We start from the raw sequence: 17,052 nt of genomic DNA on the forward strand, positions 1-17,052 counted from the left end.
TTGTTACGTTATTTCTTTCGTTTCTTCAAATTTTTTTGATATGCATAAAGCTTATGAATCTCTTTCTTAAATTCATGTAGAAGTACAGTGTTTGCACCATTTGAATACCGCACAGTATTATAAGCATCTATAATAATATCACTTTGAATATTTACATCTTCTTCATCGTTTATTCTTTCTAGCCAAGTTTCAACAGTTTCTCCCCGTTTTCTATTTAAAGGAGAGGTTAACTTACTCTCTAGCTTAAAAATTTCCTTCCGAATTTCGTTATGTGGCGGTTTATTTCGTTTAAAACGATTTTGGCTCATTCCTTCTTTATCAGTAATGATAGTAGATTCGAAGACGTGCATATTTGGTAAACTTAAATGTTTTCGTTTTTTTACTATTTTCCAAACGACGTAAATAGCGATAGCTGTACAGACTATTATTGTAGCGCTATTTATGAGTATTGGATCAAAATCAGGAATTTTTTTTCCGTCTTCAATTTTTGGTTTTAAGAGATGTCCTTTATTTGCCCAAACATCTTCAGTATCTTTTAATTCCGCTGCTTTAATTAATGGCATTAAAGCATAGCCGACGCCTAATGCGACTACTTCCGTTATAAAACCAAAAATAAGTCGAATGAAAGGAAATATTTGAACAATTAATATACTCATTAAGCCAATCGTAATGATAGAAGCAAAACGTAATAGTTGTTGTTTGCGATTTGCCCCGGTTAACCAAAATGTAATCATAAGATGCAAGGCTAACATTAATAGTTTCCACAACGGTGGAAAGGGTGCATAAAATATAACTGAAACGACAAACCATACAATACCACCTAAAGATTTTTGAACTGGATATCCAGATCCGACCACATGTACGATAAAGAAAAATAGTGGTAATATGATTGTGCCAAAAAGAGAAAAAGGTAAAAATAAAGAGAAAAGAACGATTTGAAGAACTAAAAGTATTACAAATCCTGTTGTTTTTTTCTGCATAAATTTATGAATAAGAAATACTCCAATATAGCCTGTTGTTAAAAATATTGCAATACTAATTAGTTCATCTCTTTCTGTTAATAATGAAAGCAGGAGGAGCAGAATGAAATCATGAATGTGATATAGCCAAGTTTTCAACCGATTCCACCATCCCTTCACTAGTAATGAGAAACGTTGGCTGCGAGAGAAGAGGGAGTTCATTTCTTTGTAAACCAATGTATATCATTGTAGACGATCGTTCTCTCTTTCTCGTTACATAATGAAGGAATCCTTGTTTCGGAAGTAACGTACTATCATCTGAAATACGGGCTAATTCTTCTAAAGCTTTTGCATATTGCGTTTGCCCTTCATGTAACGATAAATGTAATGCACCACCTTCTGCTAATACACTAATAAATAATTCAAACGGTATGTGATGCTTCGTTGCATATTGGCAAATGTATGTTGCGAATGAAATTAAATCTTCAACATTATCTTTCCAACCAAATCCACGATCGGCAGCTAAAGAAAGACAAATCGTCCAACTATAATTTTTTACAGGTTCATATTGCTTCGCTTGTAATTCCTGCATTTTAGCAGATGCCTTCCAATGAATAGAACGGAATGATTCACGTTCATAGCGTTTTACACCTATAATAGATGTTTCGTCATTGTAAAAAGAAAAATTCGTTTGATAGGATCCGATTAAAAGTTGCTGAAGTTCTTGCAAACCTGCTACTTCTTTAGGAGAAGGATACACAATAATTTCAGTCCTTAATTTATCAAAAACAGGTAAATGTACAGTTAATAGATGAAATGGATCTTTTAATACACATTCAAACTGTTCAATTTGAAACACCCCACGCTTCGTAGTGGTTAATGTTAAATCCCATTTTTGTGCCGAATGTGCAGGTTGTGAAAATGGGAAAGAGAATAACGTTTTTGATATTTGTTCAATGCCTTGCTCTTTATGCGGTATAAGGGACGAATTTAAATGAAAGTAACAAACACCATTAACGAGCGGTATGCTGGCTCCATTTTTTAAATGAATAAAAAACTGTCCAGATTCCTCAGGAAAAAGCCGTGTAGTTTGTTTCTCATTTATGATTTGAAACTTCTTCTCTATGAAAGCGACATATTTATAAATAAAAATCGCAAATATATAATAGAAGAAAAAGAGAAACATAAGCATTCGTTGCGGGAAAAAGAATGTGAAAAGTAACGCGATTGGAACGGTTAGTTGAATAATATGAAGTTGAAAAAATAAAGGTACAGTTACAACGCGCTGTCCATTCATGCTTGCTCAATCTCCACGGGTACATCAACTTCTTTTAAAATACTTTGCATAATATCATTTTTTGTCGTACGTAATGCACCTTCCATTGATAAGACGATACGGTGATTCCAAACAGAAGGAACTAACAATTGTATATCTTCTGGTGTGCAATATTCTCTCCCATGTAAAAAGGCTAAAGCTTGAACAGCACGTACTAAAGCTAATGTGGCACGTGGGCTTACACCGTTAGCGATATAATCATGATTTCTTGTAGCATGAGCAAGTTTAATAATGTAATGTTCTAACGGTTCCGAAACAAATATTTCTTTTACTCGTTTTTGAGATTCTAAAATATCTTCTAATGAGATGACAGATGTGACACTTTCTAATGGTAAATCGTTCCGAAAACGTCGCATCATTTGTAACTCATCTTTAGGAGTTGGATAACCAATTGAAATCGTCATTAAAAAGCGATCAAGCTGTGCATCTGGAAGAGGGAAAGTCCCTTGTGATTCAATTGGGTTTTGCGTCGCAATAACAAAGAACGGTTTCGGCAGAGGAGTTGACTGCTTCTCAAGCGTCACTTGTTGTTCTTCCATCGCTTCTAACAAACTCGACTGCGTTCTCGGCATTGCACGGTTAATTTCATCTGCTAGCAAAATGTTTGTCATAACTGGTCCAATTCTTAATTCGAATTCGCTTGTTTTTGGGTTGAAGTATTCAATACCTGTTACATCACTTGGAAGTACATCAGGGGTGAATTGAACGCGAGAAAAACTACCACCAATACTTTTGGAAATGGTTTTCGCCAGTAACGTCTTCCCAGTACCAGGCACGTCTTCGAGTAGTACATGTCCATCAGCAAGAAGTGAAACGAGCAGTAGATCAATAACATTTTCTTTCCCAACAAACACAGATCCGATGTTTTCTTTCAATTTATTTATCATATGTACCATTCCTTTCATTATAAAAGAGCTAATATTTCTATATTTTAACAAATTATTCAGAAAATTTGTATGGTTTTTTAATTCAAAGAAATGGATATTTAATTATTAAATTAATCTTGAATATTTTGGAATATGATTATATAATATCGATATACGATGTATCGCAAGCCGATATATCATAAGGCGATGTATCGGAGGTAGTTATAATGAATGCGAAGGCGCAAAAATATATTCCGTTAACTGAGGGGACATATTACATACTGTTATCACTAGTGAAACCAATGCACGGATATGGAATTATGCAAATGGTAGAAGAGATGACAAATGGGGAAGTAAAGCTCGGTCCTGGTACTTTATACGGGAATACGACGAAATTACTTAAAGAAAAATTAATTGTTGAAGTTGCCTCTACAGATAGAAAGAAGTGCTATGAGTTAACGTCGTTTGGTAGAGAAGTGTTAGAGCTAGAATATAACAGATTGCAGAGATCTGTAAGGAATGGAAATAGTATATTAGGGGAGTGAATGATAGATGGAGACAAAGAAGGTATTTAAATTTTTCATGGCATGGAGTTTAGAAAAAGAAGAAGTTTTTTTACGGAAAATGCATCAAAAAGGTTGGGCGTTACAAAGATATAATTTGTTGTATACGTTTAAGAAAACAGAACCAAAAGATGTAGTATATAAAGCGGACTTTAGATTAGAGTATAAAGATTCGACAGAAAAACAAAAAGAATATATCGAAATATATGAAATGTGTGGTTGGAAACATGTAACGAGTTTTGCGAAGTGGAATTACTTTTGTAAAGAAGTAGAAGAGGAAAATGAGTTACCTGATATTTATTCAGACAAAGAAACGAAGATACAAAAACTTGTTGAATTGATACAGTTCGTTGCAATTATGTTTGTAATGTTAATTCCAGTGCTTTACTTATGTTTTCTTGGAGTATCAGAATCAGGATTATATAAAGGTATGGTAGGGTTTTTAGTTTGTATATATTTATATGCGTTTATTAATTTATTTAGGAAGATTAAAAAGTTAAAAAAGGAAATATTTTAACAAAGAGTGATATTCTTAGAGAAGATATATATTGATGGGAATCAACTTCTCTAATTTCTATATATATTTATTTTGTTCATTCTTTTTTATATAATAAAAGACCAACTTTTTAATTCATAGAACTAACAGTTACAAAGATAATATCAGTAACAACACCTAAAAAAAATCATAAATGAAGAAGAAATAATCAACAATAACGAACTAGCAATTAATATTAATTTATTAGATTTTTGATTTTAAAAATGGTAGTAAAGTAAAAGACTACAAATAGTAGAAACAATCCATATTGTTAGATCGTAAGGAGTCGTTATTTTCTCCCAATCGAAGATCCAAAAGTAAAAGATGACTATATGACAAGTTAATAGTAGAAATATTGATGGAAGCGTTATCTTTTTATTGTTTGTTTTACCTCGCTTATGTAAACATTTCCAAAAGAGTGCGAAGTTTAATATATAATAAGGAAGAAATACATTTTTAATTAAGTTATTAAACGGAAAAATCCCTTATAGAAAAATCTATTTCTACAAGGGATAATCATGCTTTTATTAGAAAGACTGATTTTGCGCAGGTTTAATAAATTGTTCTGGGTTTTCAACAAGCCCACATACAGCGCATTGGACGCGATAAGTAGGTCCTTGATAGGCCATATGAAAAGCATTCATCGTTTCATTTGTGTATTCTTCTTCTACTTGACCAGTTTGTGGATTTAATTTGACTGGTTTTACTTGTTGCTCAAGAATATTAAAGCGGGTACGGTTCGTTTTACAACTTGGACATAGCATTGGTTCCATATGTATACACCTCCATTTGTATCATTTCTTAAAATCTTTAATTTTATGCAAGCAAAAAACTTTCTCAATATAAATAGTTGTTTAATGTATTTAAAATTCAGAAAAAATAAAATATAATAAAAGTACGAACTGGTTATGTCCAAACCAAATCTCCTGTTTTATGCCAATAAGCTGGGGGGCCGAGAAATCGGCCTCATTTTTTTTGCTCATTACTACAAAGAACAAGGTTTTTATGAGACTTTTGTCGAAATTTTAGGGGTAGATATAAAGGGGGATGTAAAATGGATTTGAAAATGAAGTACATCATTTTATATGTAGAAAAGTTTGAGGAATGTTTAAAATTCTATAAAGATATTTTACAGTTACCTATAAAAGCAGAGCACGGTACATATATTGAATTTAATACTGGAACTACCATTTTAGCGATGAATACGCGGCAAGATGTGAAAGAATTAACAGGACTACCGCTTACAGAAGGTGAATTACAGTCTTCTCATTTCGAATTAGGATTCGTTGTTGAGAATGTACAAGAAACGATTGAGCAATTTAGAGAACAAGGTATTAAGATTTTAGTTGAACCTATTGTAAAACCGTGGGGACAAACAATTTCTTACATTGCTGATCCAGATGGAAATTATATTGAAATTTGTAGTTCATTAGAATAGAGGGAGAAAGAGAGATGGGATTTCCGAAACTAGAAACAGAACGTTTATTCTTAAGAGAACTTACACTATTAGATGCGGAAACGATGTTCCGTTATTTTTCGAAAGAATCTGTTATACGTTATTTCGGAATGGATTCTTTCCAAAATATTGAGCAAGCGAAAACAACGATTCAAACGTTTAAAAATCGTTATGAAGAAGGAAGTGTATTTCGCTGGGGAATCGAGAAAAAAGGGACGGGCCAATTAATTGGGACGTGTGGATTTCATTTAATTAACAATCATCATAGACGAGCTGAAATTGGTTATGAATTAGATGATACATATTGGGGACAGGGGTATGCATCGGAAGCATTACAAGCAATTTTAGCTTACGGATTTGAAATACTGCAACTAATAAGAATCGCAGCGGTTGTATATGTAGAAAATAAAGCTTCACAACAATTATTAATAAAAGCAAGATTTCAAGAAGAAGGATTACTTCGAAAACATATGATTCAAAATGGTGTCGCTCATGATACCATTTTATATTCTTTATTAAAAGAAGAGTGGAAGAAGTAATGAGTACAAATGAGCTTATAAATGTTATGAAGAAGCATAAAGAAAACCGCTTTATTTTAGGGATAGATGGTTTAAGTCGATCTGGAAAAACAACATTCGTAGCAAATTTAAAAGAAAATATGAAACAAGAGGGCATCCCGTTTCATATTTTTCATATTGATGATCACATAGTGGAGCGTAATAAACGCTATCATACAGGATATGAAGAATGGTATGAGTATTATTGTTTACAGTGGGATATTCCATACTTGAGGCAGAAGTTTTTTCAGAAGTTACAACATGAGACAAAACTGACTTTGCCTTTTTATCAAGAGGAAACAGACTCATGTGAAATGAAAAAAGTACAGATTCCTATTGTAGGTGTAATTGTTATTGAAGGAGTTTTTTTGCAGCGAAAAGAATGGAGAGATTTCTTTCATTATATGGTCTATTTGGACTGTCCAAGAGAGACAAGGTTTCTACGTGAGAGTGAAAAAACGCAGAAAAACCTTTCAAAGTTTGAAAATAGGTATTGGAAAGCAGAGGATTATTACTTAGAAATGGAATTGCCGAAGGATAGGGCGGATTTAGTCATCCAATGATTTGAAAATAGAAGGTGAATAGAATGAATATTTTATGGGATTTTGATGGGACGTTATTTGATACGTACCCTGCATATACAATGATGCTTTCTGAAATATTAGGTGACTCAGTAGAAAAACAAGAAATATACAAAAACTTAAAAATATCATACTCTCATGCAATTCAGTATTATAATATTTCATGCGAGCAGGAAGAAAAGATTAAAGTTTTGAAGGGAAAATTCACGCCAAAAGATATGAAACCTTTTGCAGGTGTCGAAGAGGTTTTGAAATTTGCAGATAAAAATGTGATTATGACCCATAAACATAGGAAAGGGGTTATGGCCATTTTAAAATATTACGGCTGGGAAAAATACTTCGTAGATATGGTTACAATTGACGATGGCTTTCCTCGAAAGCCGAACTCTTTAGCTTATAATCATCTGCATAAAAAATACAATATTGATTTAGCTATTGGAGATAGAGAATTAGATTTATTACCTGCAAAAGAATTAGGTATTTCAACATGTATGTTTCAAGGTAATTGTGATGTAGCGGATTATTCTTTATCACATTACTCGGAGTTTTTTAAGGTAGTGAGTGATAGAGAGTTTTCTTTATAAAAAAAGTTATTAATAAAGACTGTATCTTTCATTTTAAAGGTACAGTCTTTATTTTTTAGAACTATTTCATTTTATTTTCTGTATATAAAAATTGCTAGGAGTTAAAGAATGTCCGTCCATCTTTGTTAAAGAAGTAGCCAGGTTAATTGTTAGATAGAAATAAACTGAAGGATAAAGTGATAGCGTTCACTTTATCTTTTTTATGTTTTAACCAAATTATGGTTATTCATGTTAATATGAACTCATAGCTATATAGAAGGGGTGGGGTTAGTATGAAAACTGAAATAGTTCCTACAAAGAAGTACAGTATAATAAGCTATATATCTTTACTCATCGGCATTTTGTGTTTTCTATTCGTTTTTATAACGCCAACAAGGATAGCCAATGCAGGTAATATAGTTGGAGATTATATTACAATTGTCCTGACAGGTGTAGGTATCATGCTTTCAATAATCACAATGACGAAAAGAACAGAGAAGAAGGGAATTGCTATTCTTTCATTAATACTGTCCTCATCATTTTTTATATTTTGGATCATAGCAATTATCCTATTGTTTACTGGTCAAATTAGTTTTGCGCCGTAATGTGTAATAAAAAGAGTCCTTCTCGTATGAAGGACTCTTTTTATTCGGTATCTTCAGGTTGATATTCTAAAATATCCCCGGGTTGGCATTCTAATGCTTTACATATTGCTTCTAAAGTTGAAAAACGGACTGCTTTTGCTTTTCCATTTTTCAAGATAGAAAGGTTAGCCATTGTAATTCCAACCTTCTCCGAAAGTTCTGTTACACTCATTTTTCTTTTTGCTAACATTACATCAATATTAATAATAATTGCCATATTATTCACCTCAGACCGTTAAATCATTTTCTGATTTTATATCTATAGCATCTTTTAATAGTCTTTGGAGAACGGCAGCAAAGACCGCGATTACCATTGAAGCAAAAATCATAATCATTCCGATAATAATAATGCCAGGGGCGTCATCTCTCTCTGCCACGAGATAGAAAAGTGGCATACCTAATACATATAATACACTAATTGCCAATGCGCTGTACTTAATATTTTTTAAAGCTTGAACAGATAGCTCTGAGAATGCGTTATTTTTATCAATATAGTTTAAAAGCTTAAATGTTTGGTACAGTGCGAAGTAATAAGGTATTGCTGTTGCGTATAAATTGATAAATACAAGATATTTAATATATGCAATATCTGGATATAATTCTGCGGCAAAATTTCCTATTTTAGGGACTAAAAAAATGCACATAGCAAGAACGGGGATTCCGATCAGAATTACAACGGTCTTTAAAAAGAGTGTGGATCCTTGTTTCATAAAAAGCACCTCATTTATTTAATATCTTATTAATTTAACATGAAATTTATTGTTTAACAATAAATTTTTATTTCTTTTAATTGAGGATTTATTGTTAAATAAGTAATTAATGAAAAGGATGTTAAATCTTTTTTATAAGATAAATGATACATATCAATATTTAATTAAAGAAAGAGAAAGTAACTATTGTTAGCTTTATGAGAATTGGGAACTAATAAAACATATGTAGGTTTTGGTATGGAAAAGGAAATAAGGTGTATTGAAATGAATGCAAAGTTTATGGAGGAACAATCATGTTGAATTATGGTGTGAAGATGAAAAAGTTACTATTGGTAGGAGCTATAATAGTAAGCGTATTAAGTACGGAAAGTATGATGAATTATCATGCGGCCAAAGCTAAGGTGAAAAAAGTAGAACACCAGCCTAAAAATATAATTATGATGGTTATGGACGGAACGAGTTCAACGGCGACAACATTGGCTCGCTGGTATAAAGGGGCACCGCTTACGTTAGATCAAATTGTAACAGGAGGTGTTCGTACGTTTTCGGCGGAATCAGCTATTACAGACTCAGCGCCAGCAGCAACAGCTTTAGCAACTGGAAATAAATCGAATTCAGGATATGTAGGTGTATTACCTTCTATTGTAAGTTCGCCTAGCTTACAGCCAATAAAAAGAAGAAGAAAAGTTACGGCCGGTCGCAAACGTATTAGAAGGCGCAAAATGTACTGGTCGTGCAACTGGCATTGTTGCTACATCTGAAATTCAGCATGCTACTCCGGCCGGATTCTCCGCTCACCATGTCAATCGCAAACATTTTGACGTAATTGCGAAGCAGCAAGTATATCAAAATATAGATGTCGTATTAGGCGGGGGAAAAGCGGCGCTTCTACCTATAAAAAGTAATGGAATCCGAAAAGATGGTGAAAATTTAGTAAAGGTGATTCAAGACAAAGGGTACGATTTTGTTGAAACGAAAGATGCGTTATTGAACTCCAAATCTAATAAAATTTGGGGCTCTTTCTCACATCATGCTCTTGCGTTTGATATGGATCGTATAGCAACAAATCCAGAACAACCAACACTTTCTCAAATGACAGAAAAAGCAATTCAAACATTATCAAAAGATAAAGATGGCTTCTTTTTATTCGTAGAAGGTAGTAAGCCAGATTGGGCAGCTCATGCTAATGATCCAATTGGGATTATTAGCGATGTATTGGCATTTGATGAAGCGGTAGCAAAGGCGTTACAATTTGCGAAGAAAGATGGGGATACGATGCTCATCGCTTTAACTGATCATGGTAACAGCGGCATCTCTATAGGGAATAGGAATACGACAAAAGGATACAATACTACACCGGTTTCTGCATACATTGATCCATTGAAAAAGGCGAAAATGACACTTGAAGGAACTATAAATAAACTGAAATCTGATTTATCAAATGTAGAAGATGTAGCTAAACTATACGGTTTGGATAATCTAACTCATGATGAAAAAGAAAAATTAAAAGTGGCAAAAAAGAAAATGGATGTAGGACGAATTCTTACTACATTATTGGCTAATCGTGCAAATATCGGCTTTACGACAGGAGGACATACAGGTGAGGATGTATTCTTACATTCTTATGGACCTCAAAAACCAGAAGGCTTAATCCAGAATACAGACATTGCGAAGACGATGGCGAGAGCGATGGGCTTTAACTTAGAAGAAGTAACGAATAAAATATTTTTAGAGAGTGAGCAAGCCTTTAAGAAAATCGGTGCAACTGTAACAGCCGACAAAACCGAAGGAGCAAACCCGTTACTCGTAGTAAAACATAATAAAGTAGAAGCACAATTATTTGGTAACAAAAATATAATTCGTATCAATGGTAAAGGGTATGAATTAAGAAGTATTATTGTAGAGAGTAATGGAAAGTGCTATGTACCAGAAGAAGCAATTCAACTATTTGTAAAGCATTCTCGTTAAAAAATTGCCAACCAGTTAAGCTAACTGGTGGCAATTTTTTGTGTTTATTCTAAATATAAGTGTTCGAATTGTTTTGTAAAGTTTTCCATATGAGACTTGTATAAATGTTAAAGGGAAATTATATCTTTTCTTACATTAAAAAATTTCGTTTTGTAGAATAGAGAATTTATACATATAGTAAAATCTAATGTATTATCAATTAATATTTACGAAAAATATATTAATACTTTAGAATTTCTTTAATTTTCATTATTTTTTATTTAAGGTTATCCGTTATATTTATAATGTGCTTATTTCAATTTATTGTATTGAAGCTCAGTTTTATATAATTATAAAGCAATAATCAAAATAAAATCTCCACTAGAGTAAATTTATTATTTTTTGCGTCTATTTTATCCCGCTATTTGCCAGGCAGTAAGACCCCACCTCAAAATTCAGCGTAAGCAAAGAAGTTAGGTGGGGGTCGGGGCTCTCCGTAAAAGCCAGATTGGTGAGGGCTGATTAAAGTTTCACTTTATTTACGAAAATTATTATGCAGCTAAGAAAACTGTAGTTTATTGAATTAGAGATATATTAGAATTTAGTTGAAGAAAGAGAGGGAATAAAATGAATATAGTGCACTTACGTCCTAAACAGCGGTCTAAGTATCGCATTATGCTAGGGAAGTGGTATTACTCTACAAAGAGGTACATTCAGTGGTTGGCAGATGGAAAAACATATGCAAAAAGGTTCCAACAAGAAAAGCTACCTTGTACAGCAATTCAGCACCGAACGATATTACTTCGTAAGCTCAAAGATGTAGATATGTGGTATCAACAGAATAAGGTTGTTAATTTGAAAATTGCTGTTAAAAAACTAAATGGTATCGTCATTAGACCGGGAGAAACATTTTCTTACTGGCGTTTAATAGGTAAGCCAACGAGGAAAAAAGGGTATGTAGAAGGTATGGTATTACATTACGGATCTTTTCAAACAGGTATTGGAGGAGGTCTTTGTCAGCTTTCGAATTTAATATATTGGATGACTTTACATACACCACTGACAGTAACAGAACGATATCGTCATAGCTTTGATGTCTTTCCTGACTCCAGGCGAACTCAACCGTTTGGGAGTGGGGCGACTTGTTCCTATAACTATTTGGATTTACAAATTAAAAATGAAACGGACCAACCGTATCAACTTCACCTTTATATGACAGATGAACATTTAGTTGGTGAATGGAGAACAGTCTATCCGCAACTTTATCAATATGAAGTGTATGAGAAAGAACACTCAATTCAACCTGCATACTGGGGCGGTTATATACGACATAATGTGATTCAACGTAAAGTATATAATCAACAGAAACAGTTAATAGAAGATCAATATGTAACAGAGAATCACGCTATAATGATGTACGAACCACTATTAGCTTGTAATAATGAGAATAGTGAGTAATATGGTAATCCATAGATTAAATAGTATAGAAAATATTTAATTATTATTTTTATTAAAAAAGTATGAATCCCAGATTTACTGGATTTTGATTGTAACTAAGAACATATAAAAGTTCACTGTTATTTATAGGAGAGTCTGTTTGTTTTTATATCTTATGTATTTCACCCTGCATAAAAAAATATTTCTCAACATTTTATTTGTTGAAAAAGATTGAATATTCGTATTATAAAGAATATTATGTTGTTATTGGCAAAAAACGATAATTTGCAGACATTGGGGAGGAAATACATTGAAAAAGAAATTAAAACCATTAGCGGTATTAACAACAGCAGCAGTACTAAGTAGTACGTTTGCTTTTGGAGGTCACGCAGCTTATGCTGAGACACCAACATCATCTCTACCAATAGATGAGCACTTAATACCGGAGGAGCGTTTGGCAGAAGCGCTAAAACAACGGGGGGTAATTGATCAATCTGCATCACAAGCTGAGACGTCAAAGGCTGTCGAAAAATATGTTGAGAAAAAGAAAGGGGAAAACCCTGGGAAAGAAATCTTAACAGGAGATAGTCTTACACAAGAAGCTTCTGATTTTATGAAAAAAGTAAAAGATGCAAAAATGAAGGAAAATGAACAGGCACAGCAGCCTGAAGTAGGCCCAGTAGCTGGACAAGGTGCAGCATTGAATCCAGGGAAATTAAATGGAAAAGTACCTACTACATCAGCGAAGCAAGAAGAATACAATGGAGCTGTTCGAAAAGATAAAGTACTTGTTTTACTTGTAGAATTTAGCGATTTTAAGCATAACAATATTGATCAAGAGCCAGGATACATGTATTCTAAGGACTTTAATCGTGAACATTATCAAAAAATGTTATTTGGTGATGAACCATTCACTTTATTTGATGGATCGAAGATTAACACATTTAAGCAATATTATGAAGAACAATCTGGTGGTAGCTATACAGTTGATGGGACTGTAACAGAGTGGCTTACTGTTCCAGGAAAAGCATCAGATTATGGTGCTGATGCGGGTACTGGGCATGATAACAAGGGGCCTTTAGGACCAAAAGATTTTGTGAAAGAAGCATTAAAAGCAGCGGTAGCAAAAGGAATCAATTTAGCAGACTATGACCAATTTGATCAATACGATCAAGATGGTGATGGAAATAAAAATGAGCCAGATGGCATTATCGATCATTTAATGGTTGTACATGCTGGCGTTGGTCAAGAAGCTGGCGGCGGTAAATTGAAAGATGATGCGATTTGGTCACATCGTTCAAAACTAGGTTCAAAACCATATGCAATTGATGGCACGAAATCTTCTGTTTCGAACTGGGGCGGAAAGATGGCTGCATACGATTATACAATCGAGCCTGAAGACGGGGCAGTTGGTGTGTTTGCGCATGAGTATGGTCATGATTTAGGTTTACCAGATGAATATGATACAAAGTACTCAGGACAAGGTGAACCTGTTGAGTCATGGTCTATTATGAGTGGTGGTAGCTGGGCTGGAAAAATTGCAGGAACAGAGCCAACGAGTTTCTCACCACAAAATAAAGAGTTTTTCCAAAAGAATATGAAGGGGAACTGGGCGAATATCCTTGAAGTAGATTATGACAAACTTAGCAAAGGAATCGGTGTTGCGACATATGTAGATCAAAGCACTACAAAATCTAAACGACCTGGAATCGTTCGTGTTAACTTGCCGGACAAAGATATAAAAAATATCGAATCAGCGTTTGGTAAGAAGTTCTATTACAGTACAAAAGGAAATGACATTCATACAACACTTGAGACACCAGTATTTGACTTAACAAATGCAAAGGATGCTAAGTTCGATTATAAGGCATTTTACGAACTTGAAGCGAAGTATGATTTCCTTGACGTATATGCGATTGCAGAAGATGGAACGAAGACACGCATTGATAGAATGGGCGAAAAAGATGTAAAAGGCGGCGCGGATACAACTGATGGTAAGTGGGTTGATAAATCATACGATTTAAGCCAATTCAAAGGAAAAAAAGTAAAACTGCAATTTGAGTACTTAACAGATATTGCAGTAGCTTATAAAGGGTTTGCGTTAGATAATGCAGCATTAACTGTAGATGGAAAAGTTGTTTTCTCTGATGATGCAGAAGGTCAGCCAGCAATGACGTTAAAAGGCTTTACTGTGTCTAACGGATTTGAACAGAAAAAACATAATTACTATGTAGAGTGGAGAAATTACGCTGGTTCTGACACTGCGTTACAACATGCACGTGGACCAGTATTTAATACAGGAATGGTTGTATGGTATGCGGATCAAAGCTTTACAGATAACTGGGTAGGCGTTCATCCAGGTGAAGGGTTCTTAGGAGTAGTAGATTCTCATCCAGAGGCAATTGTAGGGACATTAAATGGACAACCTACTGTGAAGAGCAGTACGCGTTATCAAATTGCTGATGCGGCATTCTCATTTGATCAAACGCCAGCATGGAAAGTAAATTCACCAACACGCGGTATCTTTGATTATAAAGGATTACCAGGAGTGGCAAAATTTGATGATTCTAAGCAATACATCAACAGCGTTATTCCTGATGCAGGACGTAAGTTGCCGAAGCTAGGACTGAAGTTTGAAGTCGTAGGCCAAGCTGAAGACAAGTCTGCAGGTGCAGTTTGGCTTCATCGATAAAATAAGGTAAAAAGAAGAGAAGCTGCGATAAGTCGGTGAAACTGACTGATTGCAGCTTTTTTCTTCTTTTGAAAAACTCGCTGTTTTTTATGTACTTATTGGAAAAATTCGAAGTTTCTTTGATACATAAAATGCTCCGTCTGTCCAATTATAGAAGCTATTTTGAACGTAAGAAATTTGTAAGTAATGAGTAAGAAAAAAGAGATTTTCATAGTATAAAATATTTATTATAGCTACTTTTAACACCTGATACTAATAGTGTGCTATAATATGAATTAGCAACAAAAAGGAAAGGAATTAGAACAATGACCTTAGAAAATACTAAAAATTTAAAAAAACAAGTTGCTCCTTTTGAAAAATCAACGATTAAAAAAAGTGTTTGGCAACTGATCAACACAATCGTGCCATTTATTATTTTATGGTACCTTGCTTATAAAAGTTTGTCAGTTTCTTATTGGTTAACTTTAGTTCCAGCACTGTTAGCCGCTGGATTTATGACAAGAATTTTCATTATTTTTCATGATTGTACCCATTATTCGTTCTTTAAAAGTCGACGTGCAAATAGAATAGTTGGAACGTGTATGGGTGTTTTAACATTATTCCCATTTGATCAGTGGGGGCATGAGCATTCTATTCACCACGCTACGAGTGGTAATTTGGATAAGAGGGGTACAGGGGATATTTGGACGCTTACAGTTGATGAATATGTAGCAGCACCATTTAGACTTCGTTTAGCATATCGTTTATATCGCAATCCATTCGTTATGTTTGGATTAGGTCCGATTTATGTTTTCTTGCTTAAAAATAGATTTAACCGAAAAGGTGCAAGACAGAAAGAACGTATGAATACTTATTTGACGAATATTATAATTGTTGCTGTAGTAGCTATACTTTGCTGGGCAATTGGGTGGCAATCGTTTCTGTTAGTACATGGTACTATATTCTTAATAGCAGGTTCAGTAGGGATTTGGCTGTTTTACGTACAGCACACATTTGAGGATTCTTATTTTGAAGAGGATAAAGATTGGGAATATGTGAAAGCGGCAGTGGAAGGAAGTTCTTTTTATAAGCTTCCTAAAATTTTGCAATTCTTAACTGGTAATATTGGATTCCATCATGTTCACCATTTAAGTCCAAGAGTACCTAACTATAAACTAGAAGAGGCACACAACAATACCCTTCCTTTAAAAAATGTACCAACAATTACGCTTGCTACAAGCTTACAATCACTACGTTTCCGTCTTTGGGATGAGAAAAGTAACAATTTTGTTAGCTTTAAAGATGTCAAAAATATAATTAAAAATAATGTTTCTGTTCGAGTGAAATCTGAACTATAATTGCATCGTATATAAAACTCCCCTTAATCATTTTCGATTTAAGGGGAGTTTGTGTTTAAAGAGTAGATGCCAGATAAGAGGAAAATTTACATAATTCAAATTGTAATTGAAGCAGATTAGGAATTGCTCGTACGTAAGTACAAATATAAAGTGACAGTAAATGCATTATGTTAACAAGTGGAGTTATCATGAATTTTCCATTACGATAACTGTTCATAAATCCGACGAAAATTAATAGCAAAAGGGGGGATCGTACAACATTATATCTAAAAAATTAGAAAAGATTTGAACGGAAATTTCATTCATTTTTCTTGGTGTTCCGCATTCCATACACTTAAATAGGATGCATATTCTAATTCATCTGGATTGTCATGTAACATAGAAATGAATTCTAATTTATTTCTATCACAATCTAGAAAGTATACACTTGCAGCGGGCATCCACCTTTGGACAATTGGCTCTTGATTTCCTTTTCCTTGACTTCCTATCACTACTATTCCACGTTCCTCTAACCACGCTTTAGAAGTCATTAAAAACTCTAAATTTACACCAAAAGCAAAATGTCTCGGCTCAAAGTCTTCGATATTATTTACTTCCCATAGTCCAAGCATTTGTTTTTTATTTTCTCCGACCCAAAAGAAAGCCACTCTTCTTTTGGAGAGTTTTCTTGCTAACGTTAATCCTAGCTTGTTTTGATAGAAATTTATTGCCTTTTCTAAATTTCTTACATGTAAATGAGTTTCGTATATGTTCTGTATTATTATGATCATTCCTTTCTTTATTGGTAACTACCAATTGAATAGTAAATGTAATTCTAAAGTTGAAATATGTATAAGCCTAGTAATGTACATCTATATCCGATATACCTA

At 33.8% G+C, this 17,052-nt stretch carries 18 protein-coding genes and 2 pseudogenes; 12 read left to right on the forward strand and 8 right to left on the reverse strand.

Annotated elements, in window-relative coordinates; all coding sequences use genetic code 11:
- Positions 1 to 8 precede the first annotated feature (8 nt).
- From AC0OM3_RS10430 to AC0OM3_RS10440, 3 genes are read right to left on the reverse strand one after another with little or no spacing between them, the layout of a single operon-like run.
- On the reverse strand, positions 9 to 1,118 hold the full coding sequence (locus tag AC0OM3_RS10430; protein ID WP_474211693.1) for a DUF4018 domain-containing protein: 1,110 nt from the start codon (positions 1,116 to 1,118) through the stop codon (positions 9 to 11).
- Positions 1,090 to 2,256: a DUF58 domain-containing protein gene (locus AC0OM3_RS10435; RefSeq protein ID WP_151522174.1), complete on the reverse strand. Its 1,167-nt coding sequence runs from the start codon at positions 2,254 to 2,256 to the stop codon at positions 1,090 to 1,092. Before AC0OM3_RS10435 ends, AC0OM3_RS10430 begins: the two co-directional genes overlap by 29 nt.
- A complete protein-coding gene (locus tag AC0OM3_RS10440) occupies positions 2,253 to 3,182 on the reverse strand; it encodes an AAA family ATPase (RefSeq protein WP_095021626.1) in 930 nt (309 codons plus the stop codon). The genes AC0OM3_RS10435 and AC0OM3_RS10440 overlap by 4 nt, the downstream gene beginning before the upstream one ends.
- Positions 3,183 to 3,388: 206 nt before the next feature.
- Here AC0OM3_RS10440 and AC0OM3_RS10445 point away from each other — a divergent pair, with 206 nt between their 5' ends.
- The gene (locus AC0OM3_RS10445) at positions 3,389 to 3,706 is read left to right on the forward strand and encodes a PadR family transcriptional regulator (RefSeq protein WP_000991895.1); all 318 of its coding nucleotides are present in this window, start codon (positions 3,389 to 3,391) and stop codon (positions 3,704 to 3,706) included.
- A 7-nt stretch (positions 3,707 to 3,713) separates the two neighbouring features.
- Positions 3,714 to 4,241 carry a DUF2812 domain-containing protein gene (locus AC0OM3_RS10450; RefSeq protein ID WP_474211696.1) on the forward strand — a complete coding sequence of 176 codons (528 nt, stop codon included), beginning with the start codon at positions 3,714 to 3,716 and terminating at the stop codon, positions 4,239 to 4,241.
- A 109-nt stretch (positions 4,242 to 4,350) separates the two neighbouring features.
- Here the strand turns inward: AC0OM3_RS10450 and AC0OM3_RS10455 are convergent.
- A pseudogene (locus AC0OM3_RS10455) lies at positions 4,351 to 4,630 on the reverse strand (hypothetical protein).
- Positions 4,631 to 4,786: 156 nt separating this feature from the next.
- Entirely contained in the window at positions 4,787 to 5,032 is a 246-nt protein-coding gene (locus AC0OM3_RS10460) for a hypothetical protein (RefSeq protein WP_000433609.1), read from the reverse strand.
- A gap of 135 nt (positions 5,033 to 5,167) precedes the next feature.
- Between AC0OM3_RS10460 and AC0OM3_RS10465 the strand changes: the two genes are divergently transcribed.
- The 6 genes from AC0OM3_RS10465 to AC0OM3_RS10490 all read left to right on the forward strand — a co-directional run bounded on the left by AC0OM3_RS10465 (position 5,168) and on the right by AC0OM3_RS10490 (position 8,021).
- Positions 5,168 to 5,323 (forward strand): hypothetical protein, encoded by a 156-nt coding sequence (locus tag AC0OM3_RS10465; RefSeq protein WP_000042838.1) that lies wholly within the window; start codon positions 5,168 to 5,170, stop codon positions 5,321 to 5,323.
- Complete coding sequence (locus tag AC0OM3_RS10470) at positions 5,314 to 5,697, forward strand: VOC family protein (protein ID WP_000364500.1); 384 nt, start codon at positions 5,314 to 5,316, stop codon at positions 5,695 to 5,697. Before AC0OM3_RS10465 ends, AC0OM3_RS10470 begins: the two co-directional genes overlap by 10 nt.
- Before the next feature lie 14 nt (positions 5,698 to 5,711).
- Positions 5,712 to 6,254, forward strand: a complete 543-nt coding sequence (locus tag AC0OM3_RS10475; protein WP_474211699.1) for a GNAT family N-acetyltransferase — start codon at positions 5,712 to 5,714, stop codon at positions 6,252 to 6,254.
- Positions 6,254 to 6,835 (forward strand): kinase, encoded by a 582-nt coding sequence (locus AC0OM3_RS10480; protein WP_000106105.1) that lies wholly within the window; start codon positions 6,254 to 6,256, stop codon positions 6,833 to 6,835. The genes AC0OM3_RS10475 and AC0OM3_RS10480 overlap by 1 nt, the downstream gene beginning before the upstream one ends.
- 23 nt (positions 6,836 to 6,858) lie before the next feature.
- Positions 6,859 to 7,437 (forward strand): HAD-IA family hydrolase, encoded by a 579-nt coding sequence (locus AC0OM3_RS10485; protein WP_046945998.1) that lies wholly within the window; start codon positions 6,859 to 6,861, stop codon positions 7,435 to 7,437.
- A 272-nt stretch (positions 7,438 to 7,709) separates the two neighbouring features.
- Positions 7,710 to 8,021 carry a hypothetical protein gene (locus AC0OM3_RS10490; protein ID WP_474211702.1) on the forward strand — a complete coding sequence of 104 codons (312 nt, stop codon included), beginning with the start codon at positions 7,710 to 7,712 and terminating at the stop codon, positions 8,019 to 8,021.
- A 40-nt stretch (positions 8,022 to 8,061) separates the two neighbouring features.
- On the opposite strand, the gene AC0OM3_RS10495 is transcribed toward AC0OM3_RS10490, so the two are convergent.
- Together AC0OM3_RS10495 and AC0OM3_RS10500 are read right to left on the reverse strand one after the other, a co-directional pair.
- On the reverse strand, positions 8,062 to 8,277 hold the full coding sequence (locus AC0OM3_RS10495; protein WP_000974619.1) for a helix-turn-helix domain-containing protein: 216 nt from the start codon (positions 8,275 to 8,277) through the stop codon (positions 8,062 to 8,064).
- 10 nt (positions 8,278 to 8,287) lie between these two features.
- Positions 8,288 to 8,770: a DUF2975 domain-containing protein gene (locus AC0OM3_RS10500; protein ID WP_000809118.1), complete on the reverse strand. Its 483-nt coding sequence runs from the start codon at positions 8,768 to 8,770 to the stop codon at positions 8,288 to 8,290.
- A gap of 293 nt (positions 8,771 to 9,063) precedes the next feature.
- Between AC0OM3_RS10500 and AC0OM3_RS10505 the strand changes: the two are divergent.
- The 4 genes and pseudogenes from AC0OM3_RS10505 (at position 9,064) to desA (ending at position 16,183) form a co-directional block, all read left to right on the forward strand.
- Positions 9,064 to 10,738, forward strand: a pseudogene (locus AC0OM3_RS10505) (alkaline phosphatase).
- Between the two features lie 606 nt (positions 10,739 to 11,344).
- Positions 11,345 to 12,175 (forward strand): VanW family protein, encoded by an 831-nt coding sequence (locus tag AC0OM3_RS10510; protein ID WP_001028242.1) that lies wholly within the window; start codon positions 11,345 to 11,347, stop codon positions 12,173 to 12,175.
- Between the two features lie 289 nt (positions 12,176 to 12,464).
- Positions 12,465 to 14,846: an immune inhibitor A domain-containing protein gene (locus AC0OM3_RS10515; RefSeq protein WP_000727915.1), complete on the forward strand. Its 2,382-nt coding sequence runs from the start codon at positions 12,465 to 12,467 to the stop codon at positions 14,844 to 14,846.
- A gap of 305 nt (positions 14,847 to 15,151) precedes the next feature.
- Complete coding sequence (gene desA / locus AC0OM3_RS10520) at positions 15,152 to 16,183, forward strand: Delta(5) desaturase DesA (RefSeq protein ID WP_000171504.1); 1,032 nt, start codon at positions 15,152 to 15,154, stop codon at positions 16,181 to 16,183.
- A gap of 302 nt (positions 16,184 to 16,485) precedes the next feature.
- Here desA and AC0OM3_RS10525 read toward each other — a convergent pair whose 3' ends face one another.
- Positions 16,486 to 16,944 (reverse strand): VOC family protein, encoded by a 459-nt coding sequence (locus AC0OM3_RS10525; RefSeq protein WP_033703562.1) that lies wholly within the window; start codon positions 16,942 to 16,944, stop codon positions 16,486 to 16,488.
- Between the last annotated feature and the right edge of the window lie 108 nt (positions 16,945 to 17,052).

It is taken from the genome of Bacillus sp. FAU20 (assembly GCF_056033865.1).

What these genes read in the sequence shown, in the direction of transcription:
- AC0OM3_RS10490 (WP_474211702.1), top strand. Translation starts at nt 7,710, where the DNA reads ATGAAAACTGAAATAGTTCCTACAAAGAAGTACAGTATAATAAGCTAT.
- AC0OM3_RS10435 (WP_151522174.1), bottom strand. Translation starts at nt 2,256, where the DNA reads ATGAATGGACAGCGCGTTGTAACTGTACCTTTATTTTTTCAACTTCAT.
- AC0OM3_RS10440 (WP_095021626.1), bottom strand. Translation starts at nt 3,182, where the DNA reads ATGATAAATAAATTGAAAGAAAACATCGGATCTGTGTTTGTTGGGAAA.
- AC0OM3_RS10470 (WP_000364500.1), top strand. Translation starts at nt 5,314, where the DNA reads ATGGATTTGAAAATGAAGTACATCATTTTATATGTAGAAAAGTTTGAG.
- AC0OM3_RS10480 (WP_000106105.1), top strand. Translation starts at nt 6,254, where the DNA reads ATGAGTACAAATGAGCTTATAAATGTTATGAAGAAGCATAAAGAAAAC.
- AC0OM3_RS10500 (WP_000809118.1), bottom strand. Translation starts at nt 8,770, where the DNA reads ATGAAACAAGGATCCACACTCTTTTTAAAGACCGTTGTAATTCTGATC.
- AC0OM3_RS10450 (WP_474211696.1), top strand. Translation starts at nt 3,714, where the DNA reads ATGGAGACAAAGAAGGTATTTAAATTTTTCATGGCATGGAGTTTAGAA.
- AC0OM3_RS10465 (WP_000042838.1), top strand. Translation starts at nt 5,168, where the DNA reads ATGTCCAAACCAAATCTCCTGTTTTATGCCAATAAGCTGGGGGGCCGA.
- AC0OM3_RS10460 (WP_000433609.1), bottom strand. Translation starts at nt 5,032, where the DNA reads ATGGAACCAATGCTATGTCCAAGTTGTAAAACGAACCGTACCCGCTTT.
- desA (WP_000171504.1), top strand. Translation starts at nt 15,152, where the DNA reads ATGACCTTAGAAAATACTAAAAATTTAAAAAAACAAGTTGCTCCTTTT.
- AC0OM3_RS10445 (WP_000991895.1), top strand. Translation starts at nt 3,389, where the DNA reads ATGAATGCGAAGGCGCAAAAATATATTCCGTTAACTGAGGGGACATAT.
- AC0OM3_RS10510 (WP_001028242.1), top strand. Translation starts at nt 11,345, where the DNA reads ATGAATATAGTGCACTTACGTCCTAAACAGCGGTCTAAGTATCGCATT.
- AC0OM3_RS10495 (WP_000974619.1), bottom strand. Translation starts at nt 8,277, where the DNA reads ATGGCAATTATTATTAATATTGATGTAATGTTAGCAAAAAGAAAAATG.
- AC0OM3_RS10485 (WP_046945998.1), top strand. Translation starts at nt 6,859, where the DNA reads ATGAATATTTTATGGGATTTTGATGGGACGTTATTTGATACGTACCCT.
- AC0OM3_RS10475 (WP_474211699.1), top strand. Translation starts at nt 5,712, where the DNA reads ATGGGATTTCCGAAACTAGAAACAGAACGTTTATTCTTAAGAGAACTT.